The organism is Herbiconiux sp. FW305-C-125, assembly GCF_058783455.1.
This window is the reverse complement of the sequence record NZ_JBYSYO010000001.1, coordinates 406,241-426,886: the sequence shown is the minus strand read 5'-3', so window position 1 is coordinate 426,886 and position 20,646 is coordinate 406,241. Positions and strand designations below refer to the sequence as shown.

The window sequence follows — 20,646 nt, the reverse complement described above, 5'->3', positions numbered from 1 at the left end:
GACCCCGCCGGCCGACGAACCGCCGGCGTACCTGCGCCGCCGCGAGCCGTCCGAACGGGGTGACCAGACCTATCCGCCGCTGCCCGAAGCGCTGGTGGTGCCGGTGTACGACAACCACACGCACCTCGAGGTCGCCGACGGCGACGATCCGATCGACTACCACGAGCACCTCGACCGCGCCTCGGCCATCGGCGTGCGCGGTGTGGTGCAGGTCGGCACCGACCTCGAGACGAGCCGCTGGTCGGCCGAGCAGGCCGCCCGCGAACCGCGGATGCTCGCAGCCGTCGCCCTGCACCCGAACGACGCCCCGTCCTACGCCGAGGGCGGCGGCCTCGACGACGCGCTTGCCGAGATCGCCGAGCTCGCCTCCTGGCCCCGCGTGCGGGCGGTGGGGGAGACCGGGCTCGACTTCTTCCGCACCGACACCGAGGCCGGCCGCGCCGCCCAGTACCGCTCCTTCGAGGCGCACATCGCCATCGCGAAGGAGAACGGCATCGCGCTGCAGATCCACGACCGCGACGCCCACCGCGAGGTCGTCGAGACCCTCCGTCGCGTCGGGGCGCCCGAGCGCACCGTGTTCCACTGCTTCTCCGGCGACGCCGAGTTCGCCGCCCTCTGCGCCGAGAACGGCTGGTACATGTCCTTCGCGGGCAACGTGACCTTCAAGAACGCCGGCTCCCTGCGCGAGGCGCTCGCCGTGGCGCCGCGTTCGCTCATCATGGTCGAGACGGATGCGCCGTACCTCACGCCCACCCCGTTCCGCGGCCGGCCCAACGCGCCCTATCTGATCCCGCACACGCTGCGGGCGATGGCGGCGCACCTCGGCACCGACGTGTCGATGCTCGCCGCGCAGATCTCGTCCACCACCGAGCTGGTCTACGGCCGCTGGGAGGACGACCCGGTGCAGGCCTCGTGACCGGGCCGGGCGGCGGCGACGAGGCAGCCGCATCCGTGTCGCTGCTCGGGCCGGCCGAGATCCGCGACCTGGCGGGGCTCCTCGACCTCACACCCACGAAAAAGCTCGGGCAGAACTTCGTGATCGACGCGAACACGGTGCGCAAGATCGTGCGGGTGGCCGGCGTGCAGCCGGGCGACGTGGTGCTCGAGGTCGGGCCCGGGCTCGGCTCGTTGACCCTGGGCCTGCTCGAGGCCGGCGCTGAGGTCGTGGCGGTCGAGATCGACAAGCGGCTGGCCGCGCAGCTGCCCCTGACGGTGTCGCAGCTGGCGCCGGATGCGGCGCTGACGGTCGTGCGCGACGACGCGTTGCGCGTGCGCTCGCTGCCGGCGTCGCCGTCGCGACTGGTGGCGAACCTGCCGTACAACGTCTCGGTGCCGGTGCTGCTGCATCTGCTCGAGCACTTCCCGTCGATCGAGTCGGGCGTGGTCATGGTGCAGGCCGAGGTGGGTCACCGGCTGGCGGCCGAGCCGGGGTCGAAGGTGTACGGGTCGCCCAGTGTGAAGGCGGCGTGGTACGGCCGATGGCGCACCGCGGGGAACGTCAGCCGCCAGGTGTTCTGGCCGGTGCCGAACGTCGATTCGGTGCTGGTGGGGTTCGAGCGGGTCGGGACCGGGCTCGACTCGGAGGAGTTGCGGATGCGCACCTTCGAGATCGTGGACGCCGCTTTTCAGCAGCGGCGCAAGATGCTGCGGCAGGCCCTCGCCGTGCTGCTCGGAGACTCCGCTCGAGCCTCGGCGGTGCTGGCGGCCGCGGGCGTGGCGCCCACGGCACGGGGCGAGGAGCTGACGGTGAACGACTTCCTGGCGATCGCCCGCGCGAACGCATGATCGTCGGGCGCCCGGCCTTTCACGGGTGTGCGGGGATGGTGGACGAGGGGCGCGCCCTGCGAGGATCAGAGGGTGACGACATCCGCTGCTGAATCCTTCCCCGTGCGACTGACGACGACCCGATGGGGGCGGGCGGATGCTCGGCCGAGGGCCCTCCTGCTGCACGGCCTCACCTCGGCCGGCGGCACCTGGTGGCGGGTGGCGAGCGCCCTCGCGGGAGCAGGGTGGTCGGTCACCGCGCCCGACCTGCGCGGCCACGGCTCGTCGCCGCGCACCACGAGCTACCGGCTCGCCGACTACGCGGCCGACGTGCTGGCGTTCGAACCCGAGACCCCGACGTGGGACCTCGTGGTCGGGCATTCGCTCGGCGGCGCCGTCGCCGTCGTGGCGGCAGACGCCCGCCCTGGCTGGGCCGCCGCCCTCCTGCTCGTCGATCCCGCCCTGACTCAACCGCTCGAACGGCAGAACACGAGGCTCGCCGAGCTGCTCGCCGATCTCGGGCGGCTCGACCCCGCGGAACTGCTGAGCGCCAACCCGAGCTGGCACCCCGAAGACGCGGTGCAGAAGGTGAACGCCATGCGCGTGGTCAGTCCGTTCGTCGTCGAGCGCACGATGCGCGACAACCCCACGTGGCAGCTCCTCGACACGGCGGCTCGCGTCGACGCGCCGATGCGCATCCTCGGCGCCGACCCCGGCCGCAGTCCCTCGTTCACCGCAGCAGAAGCAGAGCGGCTGAGTGCGGCCGCACCGCACCGCTTCTCGTTCGCGGTGGTCGCGGGTGCCGGACACTCGATCCAGCGCGACGACGCCGATCGTGTCGCCGCAGAAGCGCTCGCGATGGGGGTCGCAGCCCGGCCCTGATCGGCCCCTGAACGGGGGAGCCCGACGCGTGGACTAGGTTGGATGCATGATCACCCGGGGCCTGGCGAAGACCGTGCATGTACGGGCCCCCGGCAAGATCAACGTGTTCCTCAAAGTGGGCGCGGTGATGGACGACGGGTACCACGACGTCGCCACCGCCTACCAGGCCGTGTCGCTCTACGAGGACGTCTACGCCTCGCCGGCGAGCGACTTCTCGGTGCGCTTCGGCGGCCACATCGACACCAGCGCGCTGGAGACCGACGGCTCGAACCTCGCCATCCGGGCCGCGCGCCTGCTCGCCCGGAAGACGGGTTTCCGCGGCGGCGTCAGCCTGGCCATCGACAAGAACGTGCCCATCGCGGGCGGCATGGGCGGAGGATCGGCGGATGCCGCGGCAACCCTGCTGGCCTGCGACACACTCTGGGGAACGGACGTCGGGCGCGAAGAGCTGCTCACGCTCGCCTCCGAGCTCGGGGCCGACGTGCCGTTCGCCTTCACCGGCGGCACCGCGATCGGCACCGGCCGCGGCGACCAGCTGAGCCCGGCGCTCGCCAAAGGTCAGTTCCAGTGGATTCTCGTGCTGCCCGATCACGGCGTCAGCACCCCCGAGGTCTACCGCGAACTCGACCGGCACCGGGAGCGGCACGCGCAGGACATCTTCCCGGCGCGTGGCCAGCCCGTGGTCGACGCCGACGTGTTGCAGGCACTCCGCGCCGGCGACCCGCACATGCTCGCCGAGTCGTTGCACAACGACCTGCAGGCGCCGTCGTTGCACCTGAACCCGGGGCTCGCATCCGTGCTCGAGATCGGCGAGGCCAACGGCGCCCTGGCCGGCCTCGTCTCGGGGTCGGGGCCGACGGTCGCGTTCCTCGCCGCCGACATCGACGGTGCCCTCGAGCTGCAGATCGCACTGTCGGCGGCTCGGTACCACGTGGTGCGGGTGACCGGGCCGGTCGCGGGTGCTCGGATCGTCGGCGACTGATCATCCGGCCGCAGCGCGCGCGTCGCTAGAGTGACGACTATGCGCACTGTGTTCGGGATCATCCGCATCGTGGCGGCCGGAGTCATCATCGCCGCGATCGTGGGCCAGTTGGTTTACAGCATCGGCGTCGTTCCCGACGTGGCCTTCTTCCTGGTCAACTTCTTCAGCTACTTCACCATCCTCTCGAACGCGCTGGCCGCGATCGCACTGCTCATCGGCGCGTACTACTCCTTCACCGTGCGTCGCGATCCGTCCTGGTACAACCTGTCGCTGGCCGCCGTGGTGACCTACATGGCGACGACCGGTGTCGTCTACAACCTGCTCCTGCGGAGCATCCAGCTCGAGCAGGGGCGCACGCTGGCGTGGTCGAACGAGGTGCTGCACCTGATCGCGCCGATCTACATCGTGCTGGTGTGGATTCTCACACCGGGCAAGTCGCGGCTCGCCTGGTCGTCGATCTGGGGGATCATCGCGTTCCCGCTGGTGTGGGCGGTCTACACGATGATCCGCGGGCCCATCGTCGGCTGGTACCCCTACCCGTTCCTGAACCCCGCCCAGCCGGGGGGCTACGGGGCCGTCGCCGTGTACGTCGTGGCGATCGCGGGCTTCATCGGTCTGATGGGCTGCGCCGTGATCGCGCTCAGCCGCACGCGCATCCTCGCCCGGGCGAAGTGAGGTAGCAACCACTCGGCCGGTCAGCCGGGCAGCTCCGCGGCGTCCGGGTCGGGGGAGTCGGTCGCGGTCGCGTCGGTGACCACGGCGGCGTCGCCCACCCAGCGCTCGAGCTCCGCGCCGCTCAGCACCGTGGGGCGCGAGCCCGCCGGGTCGTCGGGCTCGTTGTCGTTGTCGTCGAGGAGCTCCGGATGCTCGGCGACGGCGATCGGCGAATCGCTCGCGAACACCACCACGTTGTCGATCGGCGGATGCCCGAACGGCTCCGTGTCGAGCACGACGGCGACGTGCTCGAACAGCGAGGCGAGGCTGGCCGCCTGCCCGCGGGCGTAGGAGAAGCCGCCGCCGTCGAGCAGGTTGACCGCCATGACGCCGCCCCGCGACATCCGCCGGGCGACCGCCGAATAGAACTCCACACTGGACACATGGGCCGAGACGCGTGCTGCGTCCCACAGGTCGACGACGGTGAACGGCACGTCCGCCCACCCGGTCGCGGTGGGGGCGCTCTCGGCGAGCGATCGTGCGTCGCCCCAGAGCATGGTCACGTCGGCGCCGTCGGGCAGCGGGAGCGCCGCCAGCACGGCTTCGCCGAGCGCCCGCTCGTACTCGACCACGAGCTGGGGCGAGCCGGGCCGGGTGGCGGCGAGGTAGCGGGGGAGCGTGAGCGCCCCGGCGCCCAGGTGCACCGTGCGGAGCGGTGCGCCGGCCGGGGCGGCGGCGTCGAGCATCCGGGCGATGTGACGCACGTAGGGGTAGTCGAGAAGCTCGGGATAGGCGAGCGAGACACGTGACTGGGGGATGCCGCCCACGATCAGTTCGTAGCTCTGGCTGCGCCGGTAGTACAAGACCAGCTCGGCCACGTGGTGGCCGAGCTCGAGCGTGAAGGAGCGACGGTCGGCAAGCACCCGCACAGTCTAGGCGGGTAGTGTCGACGGGTGGCTCATCTCCTGGGCGCTGAGGCGCTCCATCTCGAATACCCCACCCGAGTCATCTTCGATTCCGTCACCCTGGGCCTGAACGAAGGCGATCGGGTGGGCATCGTCGGCCGCAACGGCGACGGCAAGTCGACGCTGCTGAAGCTTCTGGCGGGCCGCATCGAGCCCGACGGCGGCCGGGTCACCCGGCGCCGCGGTGTCACGCTCGGCATGCTCGACCAGGCCGACACCGTCGATTCGGCACTCACCGTGGCGGCGGCCGTGGTCGGTGACCTGGACGAGCACGTCTGGGCCGGCGACCCGAAGGTACGCGACGTCATCGCGGGGCTCCTCGGCGACGTCGACTGGAACGCCGTGGTCGGCACGCTCTCCGGCGGTCAGCGCCGCCGCGTCGCCCTGGCGGCGCTGCTGGTCGGCGACTGGGACGTCATCTTCCTCGACGAGCCGACCAACCACCTCGACGTCGAAGGCATCGCCTGGCTGGCCGAGCACCTCAAACGCCGCTGGCCGGCGGGCAGCGGCGGCCTCGCCGTGGTCACCCACGACCGCTGGTTCCTCGACGAGGTCTCCACCGCCACCTGGGAGGTGCACGACCGCATCGTCGAACCCTTCGAGGGCGGCTACGCGGCGTACATCCTGCAGCGCGTCGAACGCGACCGGATGGCCGCCGCCAGTGAGTCGAAACGCCAGAACCTGCTGCGAAAGGAGCTCGCCTGGCTTCGCCGCGGCGCCCCGGCCCGCACCTCGAAGCCCAAGTTCCGCATGGATGCCGCGGCCGAACTCATCGCCGACGAACCGCCGCCCCGCGACGCCGTCTCGCTCACCCAGATGGCCACCGCGCGCCTCGGCAAAGACGTGGTCGACATCCTCGACGCCTCGGTCTCGTTCGACGACCGGGTGGTGCTGCAGGATGTCGAGTGGCGCATCGCCCCGGGCGAGCGCACGGGCATCCTGGGCGTGAACGGCGCCGGCAAGAGCACCCTGCTCGGGCTGGTCACGGGCACCGTGCACCCCACGACCGGTCGGGTCAAGCACGGCAAGACGGTGAAGATCGCGAGCCTCACCCAGCAGCTCGCCGAACTCGAGGAGGTCTGGAACGACCGGGTGAGCGAGGTCATCGGCCGGCAGCGGAGTTCCTACATCGCGGGCGGCAAGGAGCTCACCCCCGGTCAGTTGCTCGAGCGCCTCGGCTTCACCAGCGCACAGCTCTCCACCCCGGTCAAAGACCTGAGCGGTGGCCAGAAGCGACGCCTGCAGCTGCTGCTGATCCTGCTCGACGAGCCGAACGTGCTCATCCTCGACGAGCCGACGAACGACCTCGACACCGACATGCTCGCGGCCCTCGAAGACCTCCTCGACTCGTTCCCCGGCACCTTGCTCGTGGTGTCGCACGACCGCTACCTCATCGAGCGCGTCACCGACCAGCAATACGCTGTGCTCGACCACCGCTTCCGCCACCTCCCGGGCGGTCTCGAGCAATACCTCGCACTCCGCAAGGCCGGTGAGGCGTCGGCCGCCTCCGCATCCGCCCAGCAGAGAGCGACGGATGCGCGCACCGCGGCTGCCGCGAAGCCCGCCCTGAGCGGTGCCGAACTCCGCGCCGCCGAGAAGGAGCGCTCGTCGCTGGAGCGCCGCATCGAGAAGCTCACCGCACAGATCGACGCGCTGCACCACCGCATCGCCGAGCACGACCAGAGCGACTACCAGGGCCTCGGCGCCCTCACGGCCGAGCTCACCGACCTCGAGTCGCAGATCTCCACCCACGAGACCCGCTGGCTCGAGCTCGCCGAGTCCCTCGACTGAGCTCAGGCCATGTCGAGGGAGAGGCGGCGGAGGAGGGCCGCCAGACGCTCCTGGTCGGCCTTCGAGAGGCCGGCGAGCAAGTCGGTCTCGGCGGCCACGAGGTGGGAGATCGCGGCATCCACCCGGTCGCGGCCCTCGTCGGTCATCGAGACCAGCACGCCACGCCCGTCGTTCGGGTGGGTGCGCCGCTCCACGAGACCGCGCCGCACCATGCCGTCGATGCGGTTCGTCATGGTGCCGCTCGAGACATAGGTCTGCTCGAGCAGCGCCTTGGGGCTCAGCTCGTGCGGATGCCCGGCGCGCCGCAGCGCCGCCAGCACGTCGAACTCCCACGGCTCCAGGTCGGCCGTGGCGAAGGACGCCCGGCGGGTGCGCTCGAGCTGCTTCGCCAGCCGGGTGACCCGCGAGAGGATCTTCAGGGGCGAGAAGTCGAGCGTCGGATGCTCGCGCATCCACGCTTCGACGATCTCGTCGACCGAGTCCCGACTGTCCCTGACGCTCATCCCCCCATTATCCTCACCGGCGTGGCAGCGGGAGCGTGCGGGTCTGGCAAACTGGGTTACTGCCGGTTCCACCCGGTGATCCGCCTTGGTGTAATGGCAGCACGACAGCCTTTGGAGCTGTTAGGTCTAGGTTCGAGTCCTGGAGGCGGAGCGCAGAATTCGATCCAGTGGATCGAATTATGCGCTCCGAAAGGCGGCAGCCGTGCGCCAGGAAGATTGTGGATCGTGACTTTCACGGTCGTGATCCATCGAGGGAGATCCGGAACGTGACCGATACGCGACTTGCCATCATCGTCCTCGCAGCTGGCCAGGGCACCCGCATGAAATCCCGCACCCCGAAGCTGCTGCACGAGATCGCGGGGGTGCCGCTGATCGGGCACGTGCTCGCCACCGCGGGGCAGCTGGATGCCGCGTACACGATCACCGTCGTGCGGCATGAGCGCGATCGGGTGCAGGAGGTCGTGCACGACCACTTCCCGTCGTCGGTCATCGTCGACCAGGACGACATCCCCGGCACCGGGCGCGCGGTCGAGCAGGCCGTCGCCGCGCTCCCCGAGGGTTTCGACGGCGACGTGCTCGTCGTGAGCGGCGACGTTCCGCTGCTCGACGCCGCCACACTCACCGAGCTGATCGCCGCGCACCGGGCGAGCCGCGCATCCGCCACCCTGCTCTCGGCCGTGCTCGACGACCCGGCGGGCTACGGTCGCATCGTGCGCACCGACGACGGGATGCTCGACCGCATCGTCGAGCACAAGGACGCGACCGACTCCGAACGGGCCCTCCGCGAGATCAACGCCGGGGTCTACGTGTTCGGGCTCGCGCAGTTGCGTGACCAGCTGGCGCAGGTCACCACCGCCAACGCGCAGGGCGAGAAGTACCTCACCGACGTGATCGGCCTGCTGCGCCGGGCCGGCTCCGACGTGGCTGCCGTGCCGGTGAGCGAGCCCTGGCTCGTGGCCGGGATCAACGACCGGGCGCAGCTGAGTGAGGCCGCTGCGAAGCTCAATGCGCTCATCGTTCGCGGCTGGCAGCTGAACGGTGTGACCGTGGTCGACCCGGCCACGACCTGGATCGACCTGAAGGCGAGCCTCGCCGAAGACGTGACCGTTCTCCCCGGCACCCAGATCAAGGGCGCCACCAGCATCGCGCGCGGTGCCGTCGTCGGCCCCGACACCACCCTCGTCGACTGCGAGATCGGTGAGAACGCGGAGGTGAAGCGCACCGACGCGACGCTCAGCGTGGTGGGGGCGGGCGCATCCGTCGGTCCGTTCGCCTACCTGCGGCCGAACACGGTGCTCGACGCCGACGGCAAGATCGGCACCTTCGTCGAGACGAAGAACTCGCACATCGGCGCCGGCAGCAAGGTGCCGCACCTCTCCTACATCGGCGACACCGAGGTCGGGGTGGGCTCGAACGTGGGCGCAGGGACGATCACCGCGAACTACGACGGCGTGAACAAGCACCGCACCCAGGTGGGGTCGCACGTTCGCACCGGGTCGCACAACGTGTTCGTCGCCCCGGTTAGAATTGGTGACGGCGCCTACACGGGTGCGGGGACGGTCGTCCGTAAAGACGTCCCGTCCGGCGCGCTCGCGATCACGGTGACTCCTCAGAGGAACATGGCCGGCTGGGTCGAAGAGAACCGGCCCGGAACCGATGCGGCAACGGCTGCCGCGGCGGCGAACAAGAGCGGAGAATAGGTGTCCGGAATCAAGGCCAGCGGAGAGAAAAGCCTCGTCGTCGTCTCGGGGCGGGCACATCCGCAGCTGGCCGAGGACATCGCGGCCGAACTCGGCACGAAACTCGTCGACACCGAGGCGCGCACCTTCGCGAACGGTGAGCTGTACATCCGCTACGGCGAGAGCGTGCGCGGCTGCGACGCGTTCGTCATCCAGTCGCACACCGCGCCGATCAACGAGTGGTTGATGGAGCAGCTGATCATGGTGGATGCGCTGAAGCGTGCCTCTGCCAAGCGCATAACGGTGGTCGCCCCGTTCTACCCCTACGCCCGGCAGGACAAGAAGGGCCGCGGCCGCGAGCCGATCTCGGCCCGGCTGGTCGCCGACCTCTTCCTCGCCGCCGGTGCGAACCGCATCATGTCGGTCGACCTGCACGCGGCGCAGATCCAGGGCTTCTTCGACGGCCCGGTCGACCACCTCTTCGCCATGCCGGTGCTGCTCGAGCACATGCGCAAGTCCCTCGACCCGGCAACGCTCACGGTGGTCAGCCCCGACATGGGCCGGGTGCGGGTGGCGGATGTCTGGAGCGACAAGCTCGGCGCCCCGCTCGCCATCATCCACAAGCGCCGCGACCCGCGAGTGCCCAATCAGGTGAGCGTGCACGAGATCGTCGGTGACGTCTCCGGGCGGGTCTGCCTCCTCGTCGACGACCTCATCGACACCGGCCGCACCATCGTCGCCGCGGCCGAGGCGCTGAAGGCGAACGGCGCGATCGGCGTGGTGGTGGCGGCGACGCACGCCGTGTTCTCCGACCCGGCCACCGAGATCCTCCAGTCGCCGTTCATCGACCAGGTAGTCGTGACCGACACCCTGCCGCTGCCGCCCGAGAAGCACTGGGACAGACTGACCATCCTGCCGATCGCCCCGCTGATCGCCCGCGCCATCAACGAGGTCTTCTCCGACGGCTCGGTCACCACGATGTTCGACGGTGACGCGTGAGCGCCGCGACGCTCGAGAGCTACACGCCCGTCGCCGGGTCGATCACCATGTTCTCCACCAGCTGGTGCGGGTACTGCGCCCGGCTGAAGAAGCAGCTCGACGCCGAGGGCATCGGCTACACCGAGGTGAACATCGAAGAGGTCGACGGCACGGCTGCGCTCGTCGAATCGGTGAACGGCGGCAACCAGACCGTGCCCACCGTGGTGTTCCCCGACGGATCGACGGCCACGAACCCGTCTGCACGTGAGGTGGCGGCGCGAGTTGGCTGATCGCACTCCCTGGTCGCTCTCGGGGGCGCTCCGCGGCATGTTCGCGAAGCGCACCATCGACGACGAGACGTGGGAAGACCTCGAAGACGCACTCATCAAGGCCGACTTCGGGCCGGCCGTCACCGAGGAGGTGGTCGACGACCTGCGCGCCAAGGTGCAGCGCTACTCGACCACCGACCCCAAAGACCTGCAGCGGATGCTCCGCGAGACCATCGAGGAGCGGCTCGCGAAGTACGACCCCACCCTCAAGCTCACCGAGCGTCCCGCAGTGGTGCTCGTGGTGGGGGTGAACGGGGTCGGCAAGACGACCACCATCGGCAAGTTCGCGCGCTTTCTCAAGACCTACAACCGCTCGGTCGTGGTCGGCGCCGCCGACACCTTCCGTGCCGCCGCCGTGGAGCAACTGGCCACCTGGGCCGAGCGCGCCGGCGCCGAGGTGGTGCGACCGCAGCACGAGGGGCAGGACCCGGCGTCGGTCGCCTTCCAGACCATCGAACAGGCCAAGAACCGCGGCATCGAGATCGTGCTCATTGACACCGCCGGCCGACTGCAGACCAAGGGTGGCCTGATGGACGAGCTCGGCAAGATCCGTCGCGTCATCGAGAAGCAGGCGCCCGTGGCCGAGGTGCTGCTCGTGCTCGATGCGACCACGGGCCAGAACGGGCTCGCCCAGGCGGATGCGTTCATCCAGCACGCCGGGGTCACCGGGCTGGTCATCACGAAACTCGACGGCTCGGCCAAGGCCGGCTTCGTGCTGGCCGTGCAGGAGAAGACGGGCATCCCGATCAAGCTCGTGGGGCAGGGTGAAGGGATCAACGACCTCACCGGGTTCACGCCGCACGTGTTCGCGCAGAATCTGGTGGGGTAGTTTTCGGGGTTCGCTGCTTCTTCGGGCTCGCCCGGCCTTCGGCTGGGCGGGCCCTTATTGCTCGCGCCGCCGCTTCTGCGGCGCGAGGCGACATGTGAGCGTTCGGTCGCTTCGCGGCCGAGCGCTCACCCTGGGGCGTCGAGCGCGGCCCGCGGCCTGCGCTCGCGTGCCCCACGTCGTGGGCGGGAGTGGCTGAGGCTGCGCGCTAAGTACGGAGTTTGGCGGGCTTGATCGGTAACGACGGAGGGTCAGTCCGTCGATGGGGCGGGGGTCCGTCGTTCTACGTCAGCCAGGAAGGACTGGACTGCTGCCAGGGTTTCGGGGCGGCGGGGGGTGTCGGCGTGGGTGGCGCCGTCGACGGCGACGAGGGTGGCGGTGGGGAGGAGGGCGCGCACGTGCTCGGCGGCCCGGAGACGCTCACGGTCGCGGGTGCCGGCCACGAGCAGCACCGGCATCGTGAGCGCGGCGAGCTGCGCATCCGTCACGCGCTCGTCGTTCTGCGTCGCACGCATGTACGCGGCGAGGGCGACCTCGTCGTTCGCGCTGAACGCGGCGCGGGTCGCGGCGTCGAGCGGGCGGCCGGATGCCAGTTCCCACCCCCCAAGAAAGCCCGCCATGCCGCCCTGCTCCAGTGCCTCGAGCGCACCCGCGAAGAACACGCGATCGAAGGCGTCCCGGCCGGTGCCGGGAGCGCCGGCGACGCTGATCAGGCTGCGCAGGCGCTGCGGATGCTCGGCCGCTACCGAGAACCCGACCCGCGCGCCGAGTGAGTAGCCGAGGTAGTGCACCTGCTCGAGGCCGAGGGTGTCGAGCACGGCCAGCACATCGGCCAGGAACAGGGGCATGCGATAGGCCGCGCCGTCGTGCGGAGTGGCGCTGCGGCCGTGCCCGCGGAGGTCGAGCGTGACGACCGGGCGTTCGGGGGAGAGCGCTCGAAGATAGCCGAACCCGCGCCAGATGGCCTGGGAGAGCGCGGAGCCGTGCACGAGCACGATCGGCGTGGCCCCGGGCGCGGCCGCCGGCCCGGCCGGGGTGACGCGGAAGGCCACCCGTGCACCGTCGAGGGAGTTCGTCGCGTAGTCCACGGTTTCACGCTAGCGCTCGCGCGCGGTCCAGGGGTGCAGGATTGGCTTCTTGATTGGCATTTCGATCTGCGAGAGCGTGAAGCCAATGACCTACTAATACAAGATTGGCCCCCGATAAGGGGGCCAACCGGACGCATGGAGGTGCGCTCATGATCATCCTGCTGGTACTGCTGGCCATCGGCGCCCTCATCGGCATCGTCGCGACCGTCGTCGACCTGCGCCGCGACGGCTACCGCCGCATCCCTGACCGCGCCGAGGGTCACCCGCGCTGACCCCCGACCGCGCCGAGGGTCACCCGCGTTGACCCCCGCCCAGTGGCAGGGGTCAACTCGGGAAACGCTGTGAGCTCAGAGTCCCTGGGCGAGGCGGTAGTACGCCTGGTTCCAGCGCACCTCGTTCTGGAAACCGCGCAGCGTCGTCGACGCGTCGATGGTGAGGAGCTCGGTGCGGGCGATGGCCGCGAAGTCCTCGAACACCTCGACGCCGACCGCGGTCGACATCACGGTGTGGTGGGCCGCTCCGGCGGTGAGCCACGCGGCGGCCGAGACCGCGAACGAGGGCTCGGGTCGCCACACGGCCCGGCCCACGGGCAGGTGCGGGAGGGGAGCGCGCGGCTCGACCACCTCGACCACGTTCGCCACCAGGCGGAACCGGTCGCGCATGTCGCTCATGGCCACGACGACCGCCGGCCCGGGGTCGGCGGTGAAGACGAGCCGCACCGGGTCGTCCTTGCCGCCGATGCCGAGCGGGTGGATCTCGAGCGAGGGCCGCGCGCTGGTGAGCGACGGGCTGACCTCGAGCATGTGGGCGCCGAGGATGGTCTCCGCTCCCTCGACCAGGTCGTAGGTGTAGTCCTCCATCAGTGAGGCACCGCCCGGGAGGCCCGCGCCCATGACGTTGGCGGCCCGCACGAGGATGGCGGTCTTCCAGTCGCCCTCGGCACCGAACCCGTAGCCCTCGGCCATCAGGCGCTGCACGGCGAGTCCGGGCAGCTGCTTGAGCGCACCGAGGTCTTCGAAGCTCGTGGTGAACGCACCGAAGCCGCCCTCCTCGAGGAAGGAGCGCAGGCCGAGCTCGATCGCCGCGCCGTCGCGCAACGACTGGTGCCGGTCGCCGCCGCGGCGGAGCGAGGGCACCACGTCGTAGAGCTCCTCGTACTCGGCGACGAGGGCATCGACCGCCGCGACATCCGCTTCGGCCGTCTCGACCGCGGACGCCAGCTCGTTGACCCCCCAGGTGTTGACCTGCACACCGAAACGCAGCTCAGCCTCGGTCTTGTCGCCCTCGGTCACCGCCACGTACCGCATGTTGTCGCCGAACCGGGCGAGCTTCAGCGTCTTCACGGCCTGCCAACCCGCGGCGGCGCGCGACCAGTCGGCGATCTGCTGCCGCACCAGCGGGTTGGCTGCGTGCCCCACCACGGTCTTGCGCGCCACGCCCAGCCGGGTCTGGATGTACCCGAACTCGCGGTCGCCGTGTGCGGCCTGGTTGAGGTTCATGAAGTCGAAGTCGATCTCGGCGTAGGGCAGCTCGACGTTCGCCTGGGTGTGCAGGTGCAGCAGCGGCTTCTGCAGCGCGTCGAGGCCCGCGATCCACATCTTGGCGGGGCTGAAGGTGTGCATCCAGGCGATCACGCCGATCACGTTGTCGGCGGCGTTCGCCTCGAGGGCGGCGCGCCGGATCGACTCGGAGTCCTTCAGCACCGGCTTCCACACGATCTTCACCGGGATGACGGATGCGTCGTCGAGCGTCGCCACGATCTCCTGCGACTGCGTGGCCACCTGGCGGAGGGTCTCCTCGCCGTAGAGGTTCTGGCTGCCGGTGAAGAACCAGATCTCGTACGGGGCGAGGGAGGTGTCGAGCTTGCTCAATTGAGGGATCCTGTCGGGTCTTGTCCGTAGACGTTCTGATAGCGGTTGAAGAGGGAGTCGACCGCCTCGGGGGCGATCGGCGTGGGCTCGCCGAGCTGGCGCGAGAGGTGCACGGTGCGGGCGACGTCCTCGACCATGACGGCCGCCTTGACGGCGTCGCGGGCGTTCTTGCCGATGGTGAACGGCCCGTGGTTCTTCATCAGCACGGCCCGCGAGCGGTGACCGCGGAGCGTCTCGACGATGCCGCGCCCGATCGAGTCGTCACCGATGATGGCGAACGGACCCACCGGCACCTCGCCGCCGAACTCATCCGCCATCGCGGTGGTGACGCAGGGGATCGCCTCGCCCCGGGCCGCCCACGCCACGGCGTAGGGGGAGTGCGTGTGCACGACCCCGCCCACCTCGGGCATGTTGCGGTAGACGTAGGCGTGCGCAGCGGTGTCGCTCGAGGGCGAGCGCTCGGCGCCCGGCGTGCCCTCGACCACGCTGCCGTCGAGCCGGCAGAGGATCATGTTCTCCGGCGCGAGGTCGTCGTAGTCGACGCCGCTCGGCTTGATCACGAACAGCTCGGCACCCGGCACCCGGCCGGAGACGTTGCCACCGGTCCAGACCACGAGGCCGTAGCGGGTGAGCTGCGCGTGCAGGGCGGCGACGTCGGCGCGCACCTGGTCGATGGCCGCCTGCACGGCGGGTGGGAAATCGGGCTCGGTCACGCGGGGTTTCCTTTCAGGGGCAGGGCTTCGACGGCGGCCCGCTCGGCGGCGAGACCGTCGTGGTAGCGGTCGAGGTAGGCGGCGAAGCCGGCGACGTCGGCCGGGTCGGGGTCGGCGGTCTCGATCGCCGCACCGGCGAAAACTCGGTCACGCAGGAACGCATCCAGACCCGATGCGGGCGAGACGGATGCCCGGGGCGCCCCTTCGGCGCCTGCCTCATCGGCGTCGCCCGACGCCGCCAGCACGTACCGGGTGTAGGCGGCGAGCACCGCGATGCCCCACGCCCCGCCCTCGGAGGCGGTCTCGGCCACCGCGACGGGCGCGGCGAGCGCTCCGGCCAGGAAGCGCTGGGCGACCCCGGCGGTGCGGAACAGGCCGCCGTGGGCGAACATCCGGTCGAGGGCCACGCCTTCGTCGGCGAGCACGCGCATGCCGAGCGCGAGGGTGCCGAACACGCCGTAGATCTGGGCGCGCATGACGTTGGCGAGCGTGAACGAGCTGTCGGGGGTGCGCACGAACATGGGCCGGCCCTCGTCAAGTCCCGCGATGGGCTCGCCGGCCAGGTGGTTGTACGCCAAGAGGCCCCCGGCATCCGCGTCGCCCGTGAGCGCCTCGCGGAAGAGGACGTCGAACACGGCGTCGGAGTCGACCGTGGTGCCGGTGCCGGCCGCGGCCGAGAAGCGCCCGAACAGGCCGACCCAGGCGGCGAGTTCGCTGGCGCCGTTGTTGCAGTGCACCATCGCGACGGGGTCTCCCGACGGGGTGGTCACCACGTCGAGTTCGTGGTGCACCCGCGCGAGCGGCCGCTCGAGCACGACCATGGCGAAGATGCTCGTGCCGGCGCTGACGTTGCCCGTGCGCGGCGCGACCGACTGGGTCGCCACCATGCCGGTGCCGGCGTCGCCCTCGGGTGGGCAGAGCACGACGCCCGGGCGGAGGGTGCCGCTCGGGTCGAGCAGAGCGGCACCGTCGTCGGTGAGTGTGCCGGCCGGCTGGCCCGCCACGAGCACCTGGGGCAGCAGCTCGCGCAGACCGCGCTCGAGCGGGGTGTCGACGACGAGTTCGGCGTAGCGGGCGATGAGGTCGGTGTCGTAGTCGCGCGTCGTGGGGTCGATCGGGAACATGCCCGAGGCGTCGCCGACGCCGAGCACGGTGCGCCCGGTGAGCCGCCAGTGCACGTACCCGGCGAGCGTGGTGATGTGCCGCACCCGGGGAACGTGCGGTTCACGATCGAGCACGGCCTGGTGCAGGTGTGCGATCGACCAGCGGAGCGGGATGTTCACGCCGAACGAGTCGGTGAGCTCGGCGGCCGCGCGCGCGGTGGTGGTGTTGCGCCAGGTGCGGAAGGGAACGAGCAGCTCGCCCGCCTCGTCGAAGGCGAGGTAGCCGTGCATCATCGCCGAGACGCCGATGGCGCCGAAGGTCGAGGGGCGCACGCCGTAGCGGCGCTCGATGTCGGCGAGGAGGTCGGCGTAGGCGGCCTGCAGGCCCGACCACACGCTCTCGAGCGAGTAGGTCCAGATGCGGTCGACGAACTCGTTCTCCCATGCGTGGCTGCCCACGGCGAGCACCTCGGCGGGGTCGTCGCCGACGAGGCAGGCCTTGATGCGGGTCGACCCGAGCTCGATGCCGAGCGAGGTGCGCCCGGCGCGGATGGCGTCGGCGACGCGGTCGCGGTGGGCGGGGTCGGCAGCGGTCTCGCTCATCGCCTGGGGCTCCTTCGACTCGGGATGTGATCGCTCACATTGCGAGTCGAGCATACGCCAGAATCACCGCTCGGGGAAAGAGCCGGTCAGGCCGGCGGCGCGGCCGAGGCGCGCACCACGAGCGTCGGGAGCACCGAGGGCGGCGGCTCGTGCTCGCCGAGCAGCAGGGCGACGCAGCGTCGCCCCGACTCGGCGAAGTCCTGGCGAACGGTCGTCAGGGGTGGCAGGTAGTGCTCGGCCTCCGGGGTGTCGTCGAACCCCACCACGCTGAGTGCGGCCGGCACCGCCACCCCGGCGTCGCTCGCCGCGTGCAGGAGGCCCAGCGCCATCTGGTCGTTCGACGAGAACACCGCCGTCGCCCCGCGCGCGATCAGCTCGCGACCCGCCCGATACCCGGATGCGGCGCTCCAGTCCCCGCTCACGATCAGGTCGTCGGGCAGCGATCGTGACGCGAGCTCGGCCCGGAAGCCCGCCACCCGCGAGGCGGCGTCGACCCAGTCGGACGGGCCGGCGAGGTGCCCGATCCGCCGGTGACCGAGGTCGGCGAGGTGCGCAGTGGCGAGCCGGGCGCCCTCGACCTGGTCGAGGTCGAGTTCGGCGTCGCCCACCGTCGAGAGCGTCTGCAAGGTCACGTAGGGCACGTCGAAGGAGCGGCGGGAGAGGCTCGCCAGCACTTGCGACTGCGGCGCGATGACGACGATGCCCTCGGCGGACAGGTCGACGAGGTGGTTGATGGCCTCGTCGATCGAGGTCTGGTCGAGTCCGTCGGCGCCCGCGATCGTGACGCTGTACCCGCGACCGCGGGCGGCGGCCTCGACGGCGCTGATGGTCGCCGCGGGCCCGTACTCCCCGCTGGAGGTGGAGAGGATGCCGATGATGCGCGACCGGCTCGTGACGAGTGCGCGGGCCGCCAGATTCGGCCGATAGCTCAGCTCGCGCATGGCGTCGAGCACCTTCTGCCGCGTCGCCGGGCGCACGCTCGGATGCCGGTTGAGCACCCGCGAGACGGTCTGGTGCGACACCCCGGCCGCCTTGGCGACGTCGAACACGCTCGCAGCGCGACCCGGCCGTGCGGCGTCGCCGACGGGCGGGGAAGCGGGTTCGGGCGTCATGCGTCGATTATGCCCTCAGCGCGAACGGATGCCCGCGGCCGCCGCCACGAGCACGTCCTCCGACCCGGCGTAGATGCCCTCGGCGCGCGGCCAGTGGCTGATGACGTCGGTGAAGCCCAGTTCGCCGGCGCGACCGACGAGATCCGCGAAAGCGCCGACACTCTCGAGCGAGAATCGGCCGCCCGAGTCGATCGAGAGCACGCGGTCGATCGACATCGGGTCGCGGCCCGCCCGCTCGGCCGCGTCGTCGAGTCGCTGCGTCAACTCCGCGACGGCCCGCCACCACTCGTCTCCGGTCGCGCCTTCCGGGCCCGTGGTGACCCAGCTCTGACCGAGTCGCGCGACCAGGTCCAGCCCCTTCGGCCCGTTCGCGGCGAGCATGAACGGCAGGCGCGGGCTCTGCGCGGGTGCGCCCACCATGCGGGCCTCGTGCGCGGTGTACCACTCGCCGGCCGCGGAGATGCCGCGGGAGGGCGCATCCGGGGCCCCGCTCTCGAAGCGCAGCAGGCGGTCGAGCAGCTCCACGAACTCCACGAAACGCTCGTGTCGTTGCCGTGGGGTGAGTTCGGGCTGGCCGAGCACGAAGGCGTCGAAACCGGTGCCGCCCGAGCCGACGCCGAGGGTGAACCGCCCGCCCGAGATGGCGTCGAGCGTGGCCAGGTCTTTCGCGAAGGGGACCGGGTGCCGGTAGTTCGGCGACGCCACGAAGGTGCCGAGCCGGATGCGCGAGGTCGCGGTCGCCGCCGCGGTGAGCAGCGGGATGGTGGCGCCCCAGGGCTGGTCGGCGAGGGAGCGCCAGGAGAGGTGGTCGTAGGTCCAGGCGTGGTCGAAGCCGAGCTCCTCGGCGAGCATCCACTTGCGGCGGGATTCCGGCCAGGGGTCCTGCGGGAGGATGACGATTCCGTGGCGCATGGCCACAGTCTTGCACCTCACCCGCGCTTGGCGTCGGCCTCGTCGAGGGCGAAGTCCTCCTCGAGCTCTTCTTCGGGTCGCGTCTCGTTCGCCGCTCCCGCCGGTGCCGGCTCAGCCCCGCGTGCGGCCGGCGGCACGGCGCGCACCGATCCCGTGAGCGTCTCGCCGCCGGTGCGGCCGAAGACCAGATGCGGCCGCCGGTCGGCGCCCATACGCACCCGCAGCCGGCGGTGCACGACCAGCCAGACGGTTCCGACGAGGAAGGCGACGACCCCGGCGGCCGCCGCGACCCCGAGCGCCCAGCGCGGGCCGAGCGTGTTCGCGATCGCCCCGACGAGCGGAGCGCCGATCGGGGTACCGCCCATGAAGATGGCCATGTAGAGCGCCATGACGCGGCCGCGCATGGTGGGATCGGTCGTGGTCTGCACCGTGCCGTTGGCCGTGGTCATGAGCACCTGCCCCGCGAATCCGATCAGCACCAGCGCGCCGGCGAAGACCCAGTAACTCGGCGCCAGCGCAGCGGCGAGCGCGCTCACCCCGAAGGCGGCGCTCGCGAGGAACACCAGTTGCACCCGCGGCCGGTCCCGGCTGGCCGAGACGAGCGCGCCCGCCACCGACCCGACCGCCATGATCGAGGTCAGCAGGCCGAACCCCGCCGAACCCTGGCCGAACTCCACGGTGGCCATGGTCGAGGTGAAGATCTGGTAGTTGAACCCGAAGGTGCCGATCACGAACACGATCACGAAGATGATGAGAAGGTCCGGCCGGCCTCGCACGTAACGGAACCCGGCGAGCAGCTGGCCTTTCGCCCGGGGCGCCTGTTTCATCAGCTGCGCGGCGCCGATGCGGATGAACTTCAGCGACACCACGACCGCCGCGAAGGTCACGGCGTTGATCACGAACACCCAGCCGGCGCCGATCGCAGCCACCAGCAACCCGGCGATGGCGGGTCCGATGGTGCGGGCGGCATTGAACGACGCGGAGTTGAGCGCGACCGCGTTCGACACGTTCGCGCCCGAGACCAGCTCGGCCACGAAGGTCTGCCGCACGGGGGCGTCGATCGCCGATGCGATGCCGAGCAGGAGCGCGAAGACGTAGACGATCCAGAGCTGGGCGAGCCCCGTGATGACGATGATGCCGAGAGCGAGACCCAGCACACCCATCGCGATCTGCGTCGCCATGAGCGTGTGCCGCTTGTTCAGGCGATCGGCGATCAGCCCCGAGACCGGCACGAGCAGCAGCTGCGGGCCGAGCTGGAGCGCCACCGTGATGCCGAGGGCGGCGGCGTCATGGTTCGTGAGGTCGGTGAGCACGATCCAGTCCTGGGCCGTGCGCTGCATCCAGGTGCCGACGTTTGAGACCAGGGCGCCGGCGAACCAGATGCGGTAGTTGATGCTCGCGAGCGAGCGGAACATCGCGCTCATTCGTCGATCATCCTGCGCAGGATGTGCGCGGCCCGGTCGAGCACCTCGAGTTCGTCCGGGCTGAGCGCGGCCAGTCGCTGGTCGAGCCAGGCGTCCCGCCGGCGGCGGGTCTCCAGCACGAGCCGATGGCCCGCATCCGTCACCGTCACGAGCACCAGCCGACGGTCGTCGGCGCTGCGGGTGCGCTCGATGTAGCCGGCGAGTTCGAGGGCGTTCAGGGTGCGGTTCATCGACGGCGGCGTCACGTGCTCGGCGGCGCTCAGCGCGACCGGAGTCATCGGCCCCTCGCGCAGCAGCAGGCCCAGCACTCCGGACTGGCCGTCGGTGAGCTCTTCGCCGGCGCGCTCGCGGCGGAGGCGGCGGGCCAGTCGGAGGGTCGCGGCGCGCAGCTCGGCGCTCAGGGTGCGGGCGGGCGTCTCGACGGGCATGTAGTTAGCATACGCTCATTAGCTTGGCTAATGAAATGC

General features: G+C 70.8%; 21 protein-coding genes and 1 tRNA gene. 12 read left to right on the top strand and 10 right to left on the bottom strand.

All coding sequences use genetic code 11. The annotated features are described in order from the left end of the window. Positions 1–31 precede the first annotated feature (31 nt). From AC3WLB_RS02290 to AC3WLB_RS02270, 5 genes are all read left to right on the top strand, one after another. Positions 32–916, top strand: coding sequence for a TatD family hydrolase (locus AC3WLB_RS02290; protein ID WP_492504640.1), 885 nt, complete (start codon positions 32–34; stop codon positions 914–916). Continuing rightward, a complete protein-coding gene (gene rsmA, locus AC3WLB_RS02285; RefSeq protein ID WP_492502884.1) occupies positions 913–1,785 on the top strand; it encodes a 16S rRNA (adenine(1518)-N(6)/adenine(1519)-N(6))-dimethyltransferase RsmA in 873 nt (290 codons plus the stop codon). The genes AC3WLB_RS02290 and rsmA overlap by 4 nt, the downstream gene beginning before the upstream one ends. 72 nt (positions 1,786–1,857) lie before the next feature. Continuing rightward, entirely contained in the window at positions 1,858–2,646 is a 789-nt protein-coding gene (locus AC3WLB_RS02280; protein ID WP_492502882.1) for an alpha/beta hydrolase, read from the top strand. Between the two features lie 46 nt (positions 2,647–2,692). Then, on the top strand, positions 2,693–3,628 hold the full coding sequence (locus AC3WLB_RS02275; RefSeq protein WP_022898688.1) for a 4-(cytidine 5'-diphospho)-2-C-methyl-D-erythritol kinase: 936 nt from the start codon (positions 2,693–2,695) through the stop codon (positions 3,626–3,628). 39 nt (positions 3,629–3,667) lie between these two features. Then, positions 3,668–4,303, top strand: coding sequence for a Pr6Pr family membrane protein (locus AC3WLB_RS02270; protein WP_492502880.1), 636 nt, complete (start codon positions 3,668–3,670; stop codon positions 4,301–4,303). Positions 4,304–4,323: 20 nt separating this feature from the next. Here AC3WLB_RS02270 and AC3WLB_RS02265 read toward each other — a convergent pair whose 3' ends face one another. Next, positions 4,324–5,205 (bottom strand): spermidine synthase, encoded by an 882-nt coding sequence (locus AC3WLB_RS02265; protein ID WP_492502878.1) that lies wholly within the window; start codon positions 5,203–5,205, stop codon positions 4,324–4,326. A gap of 30 nt (positions 5,206–5,235) precedes the next feature. Between AC3WLB_RS02265 and AC3WLB_RS02260 the strand changes: the two genes are divergently transcribed. Then, positions 5,236–7,038 carry an ABC-F family ATP-binding cassette domain-containing protein gene (locus tag AC3WLB_RS02260; protein ID WP_492502876.1) on the top strand — a complete coding sequence of 601 codons (1,803 nt, stop codon included), beginning with the start codon at positions 5,236–5,238 and terminating at the stop codon, positions 7,036–7,038. A 2-nt stretch (positions 7,039–7,040) separates the two neighbouring features. On the opposite strand, the gene AC3WLB_RS02255 is transcribed toward AC3WLB_RS02260, so the two are convergent. Beyond that, positions 7,041–7,541 carry a MarR family winged helix-turn-helix transcriptional regulator gene (locus AC3WLB_RS02255; protein WP_492502874.1) on the bottom strand — a complete coding sequence of 167 codons (501 nt, stop codon included), beginning with the start codon at positions 7,539–7,541 and terminating at the stop codon, positions 7,041–7,043. 79 nt (positions 7,542–7,620) lie between these two features. Between AC3WLB_RS02255 and AC3WLB_RS02250 the strand changes: the two genes are divergently transcribed. The 5 genes from AC3WLB_RS02250 (at position 7,621) to ftsY (ending at position 11,356) form a co-directional block, all read left to right on the top strand. Beyond that, positions 7,621–7,692 (top strand) — tRNA-Gln (locus AC3WLB_RS02250). Positions 7,693–7,807: 115 nt separating this feature from the next. Then, entirely contained in the window at positions 7,808–9,241 is a 1,434-nt protein-coding gene (glmU, locus tag AC3WLB_RS02245) for a bifunctional UDP-N-acetylglucosamine diphosphorylase/glucosamine-1-phosphate N-acetyltransferase GlmU (RefSeq protein ID WP_492502872.1), read from the top strand. Beyond that, positions 9,242–10,219 carry a ribose-phosphate diphosphokinase gene (locus tag AC3WLB_RS02240; RefSeq protein WP_022898694.1) on the top strand — a complete coding sequence of 326 codons (978 nt, stop codon included), beginning with the start codon at positions 9,242–9,244 and terminating at the stop codon, positions 10,217–10,219. 47 nt (positions 10,220–10,266) lie between these two features. Then, positions 10,267–10,488 (top strand): mycoredoxin, encoded by a 222-nt coding sequence (locus tag AC3WLB_RS02235; RefSeq protein ID WP_492504638.1) that lies wholly within the window; start codon positions 10,267–10,269, stop codon positions 10,486–10,488. Next, positions 10,481–11,356, top strand: coding sequence for a signal recognition particle-docking protein FtsY (gene ftsY, locus AC3WLB_RS02230; RefSeq protein ID WP_492502870.1), 876 nt, complete (start codon positions 10,481–10,483; stop codon positions 11,354–11,356). Before AC3WLB_RS02235 ends, ftsY begins: the two co-directional genes overlap by 8 nt. A gap of 248 nt (positions 11,357–11,604) precedes the next feature. Here ftsY and AC3WLB_RS02225 read toward each other — a convergent pair whose 3' ends face one another. Then, on the bottom strand, positions 11,605–12,441 hold the full coding sequence (locus AC3WLB_RS02225; protein WP_492502868.1) for an alpha/beta fold hydrolase: 837 nt from the start codon (positions 12,439–12,441) through the stop codon (positions 11,605–11,607). A 149-nt stretch (positions 12,442–12,590) separates the two neighbouring features. Here AC3WLB_RS02225 and AC3WLB_RS02220 point away from each other — a divergent pair, with 149 nt between their 5' ends. Further along, positions 12,591–12,713: a hypothetical protein gene (locus AC3WLB_RS02220; RefSeq protein WP_492502866.1), complete on the top strand. Its 123-nt coding sequence runs from the start codon at positions 12,591–12,593 to the stop codon at positions 12,711–12,713. A 75-nt stretch (positions 12,714–12,788) separates the two neighbouring features. Here the strand turns inward: AC3WLB_RS02220 and araA are convergent, their stop codons facing one another. The 7 genes from araA to AC3WLB_RS02185 form a co-directional block, all read right to left on the bottom strand. Next, on the bottom strand, positions 12,789–14,312 hold the full coding sequence (gene araA / locus AC3WLB_RS02215; RefSeq protein WP_492502864.1) for an L-arabinose isomerase: 1,524 nt from the start codon (positions 14,310–14,312) through the stop codon (positions 12,789–12,791). After that, a complete protein-coding gene (locus AC3WLB_RS02210) occupies positions 14,309–15,025 on the bottom strand; it encodes an L-ribulose-5-phosphate 4-epimerase (protein WP_492502862.1) in 717 nt (238 codons plus the stop codon). The genes araA and AC3WLB_RS02210 overlap by 4 nt, the downstream gene beginning before the upstream one ends. Then, a complete protein-coding gene (locus AC3WLB_RS02205; protein WP_492502860.1) occupies positions 15,022–16,731 on the bottom strand; it encodes a xylulokinase in 1,710 nt (569 codons plus the stop codon). The genes AC3WLB_RS02210 and AC3WLB_RS02205 overlap by 4 nt, the downstream gene beginning before the upstream one ends. A gap of 86 nt (positions 16,732–16,817) precedes the next feature. Next, positions 16,818–17,843, bottom strand: a complete 1,026-nt coding sequence (locus AC3WLB_RS02200; RefSeq protein WP_492502858.1) for a LacI family DNA-binding transcriptional regulator — start codon at positions 17,841–17,843, stop codon at positions 16,818–16,820. 15 nt (positions 17,844–17,858) lie between these two features. Further along, entirely contained in the window at positions 17,859–18,755 is an 897-nt protein-coding gene (locus tag AC3WLB_RS02195) for an LLM class flavin-dependent oxidoreductase (protein WP_492502856.1), read from the bottom strand. A gap of 17 nt (positions 18,756–18,772) precedes the next feature. Beyond that, positions 18,773–20,179, bottom strand: coding sequence for an MFS transporter (locus tag AC3WLB_RS02190; protein WP_492502854.1), 1,407 nt, complete (start codon positions 20,177–20,179; stop codon positions 18,773–18,775). Continuing rightward, the gene (locus AC3WLB_RS02185; RefSeq protein WP_022896014.1) at positions 20,176–20,607 is read right to left on the bottom strand and encodes a MarR family transcriptional regulator; all 432 of its coding nucleotides are present in this window, start codon (positions 20,605–20,607) and stop codon (positions 20,176–20,178) included. Before AC3WLB_RS02185 ends, AC3WLB_RS02190 begins: the two co-directional genes overlap by 4 nt. Positions 20,608–20,646: the final 39 nt, after the last annotated feature.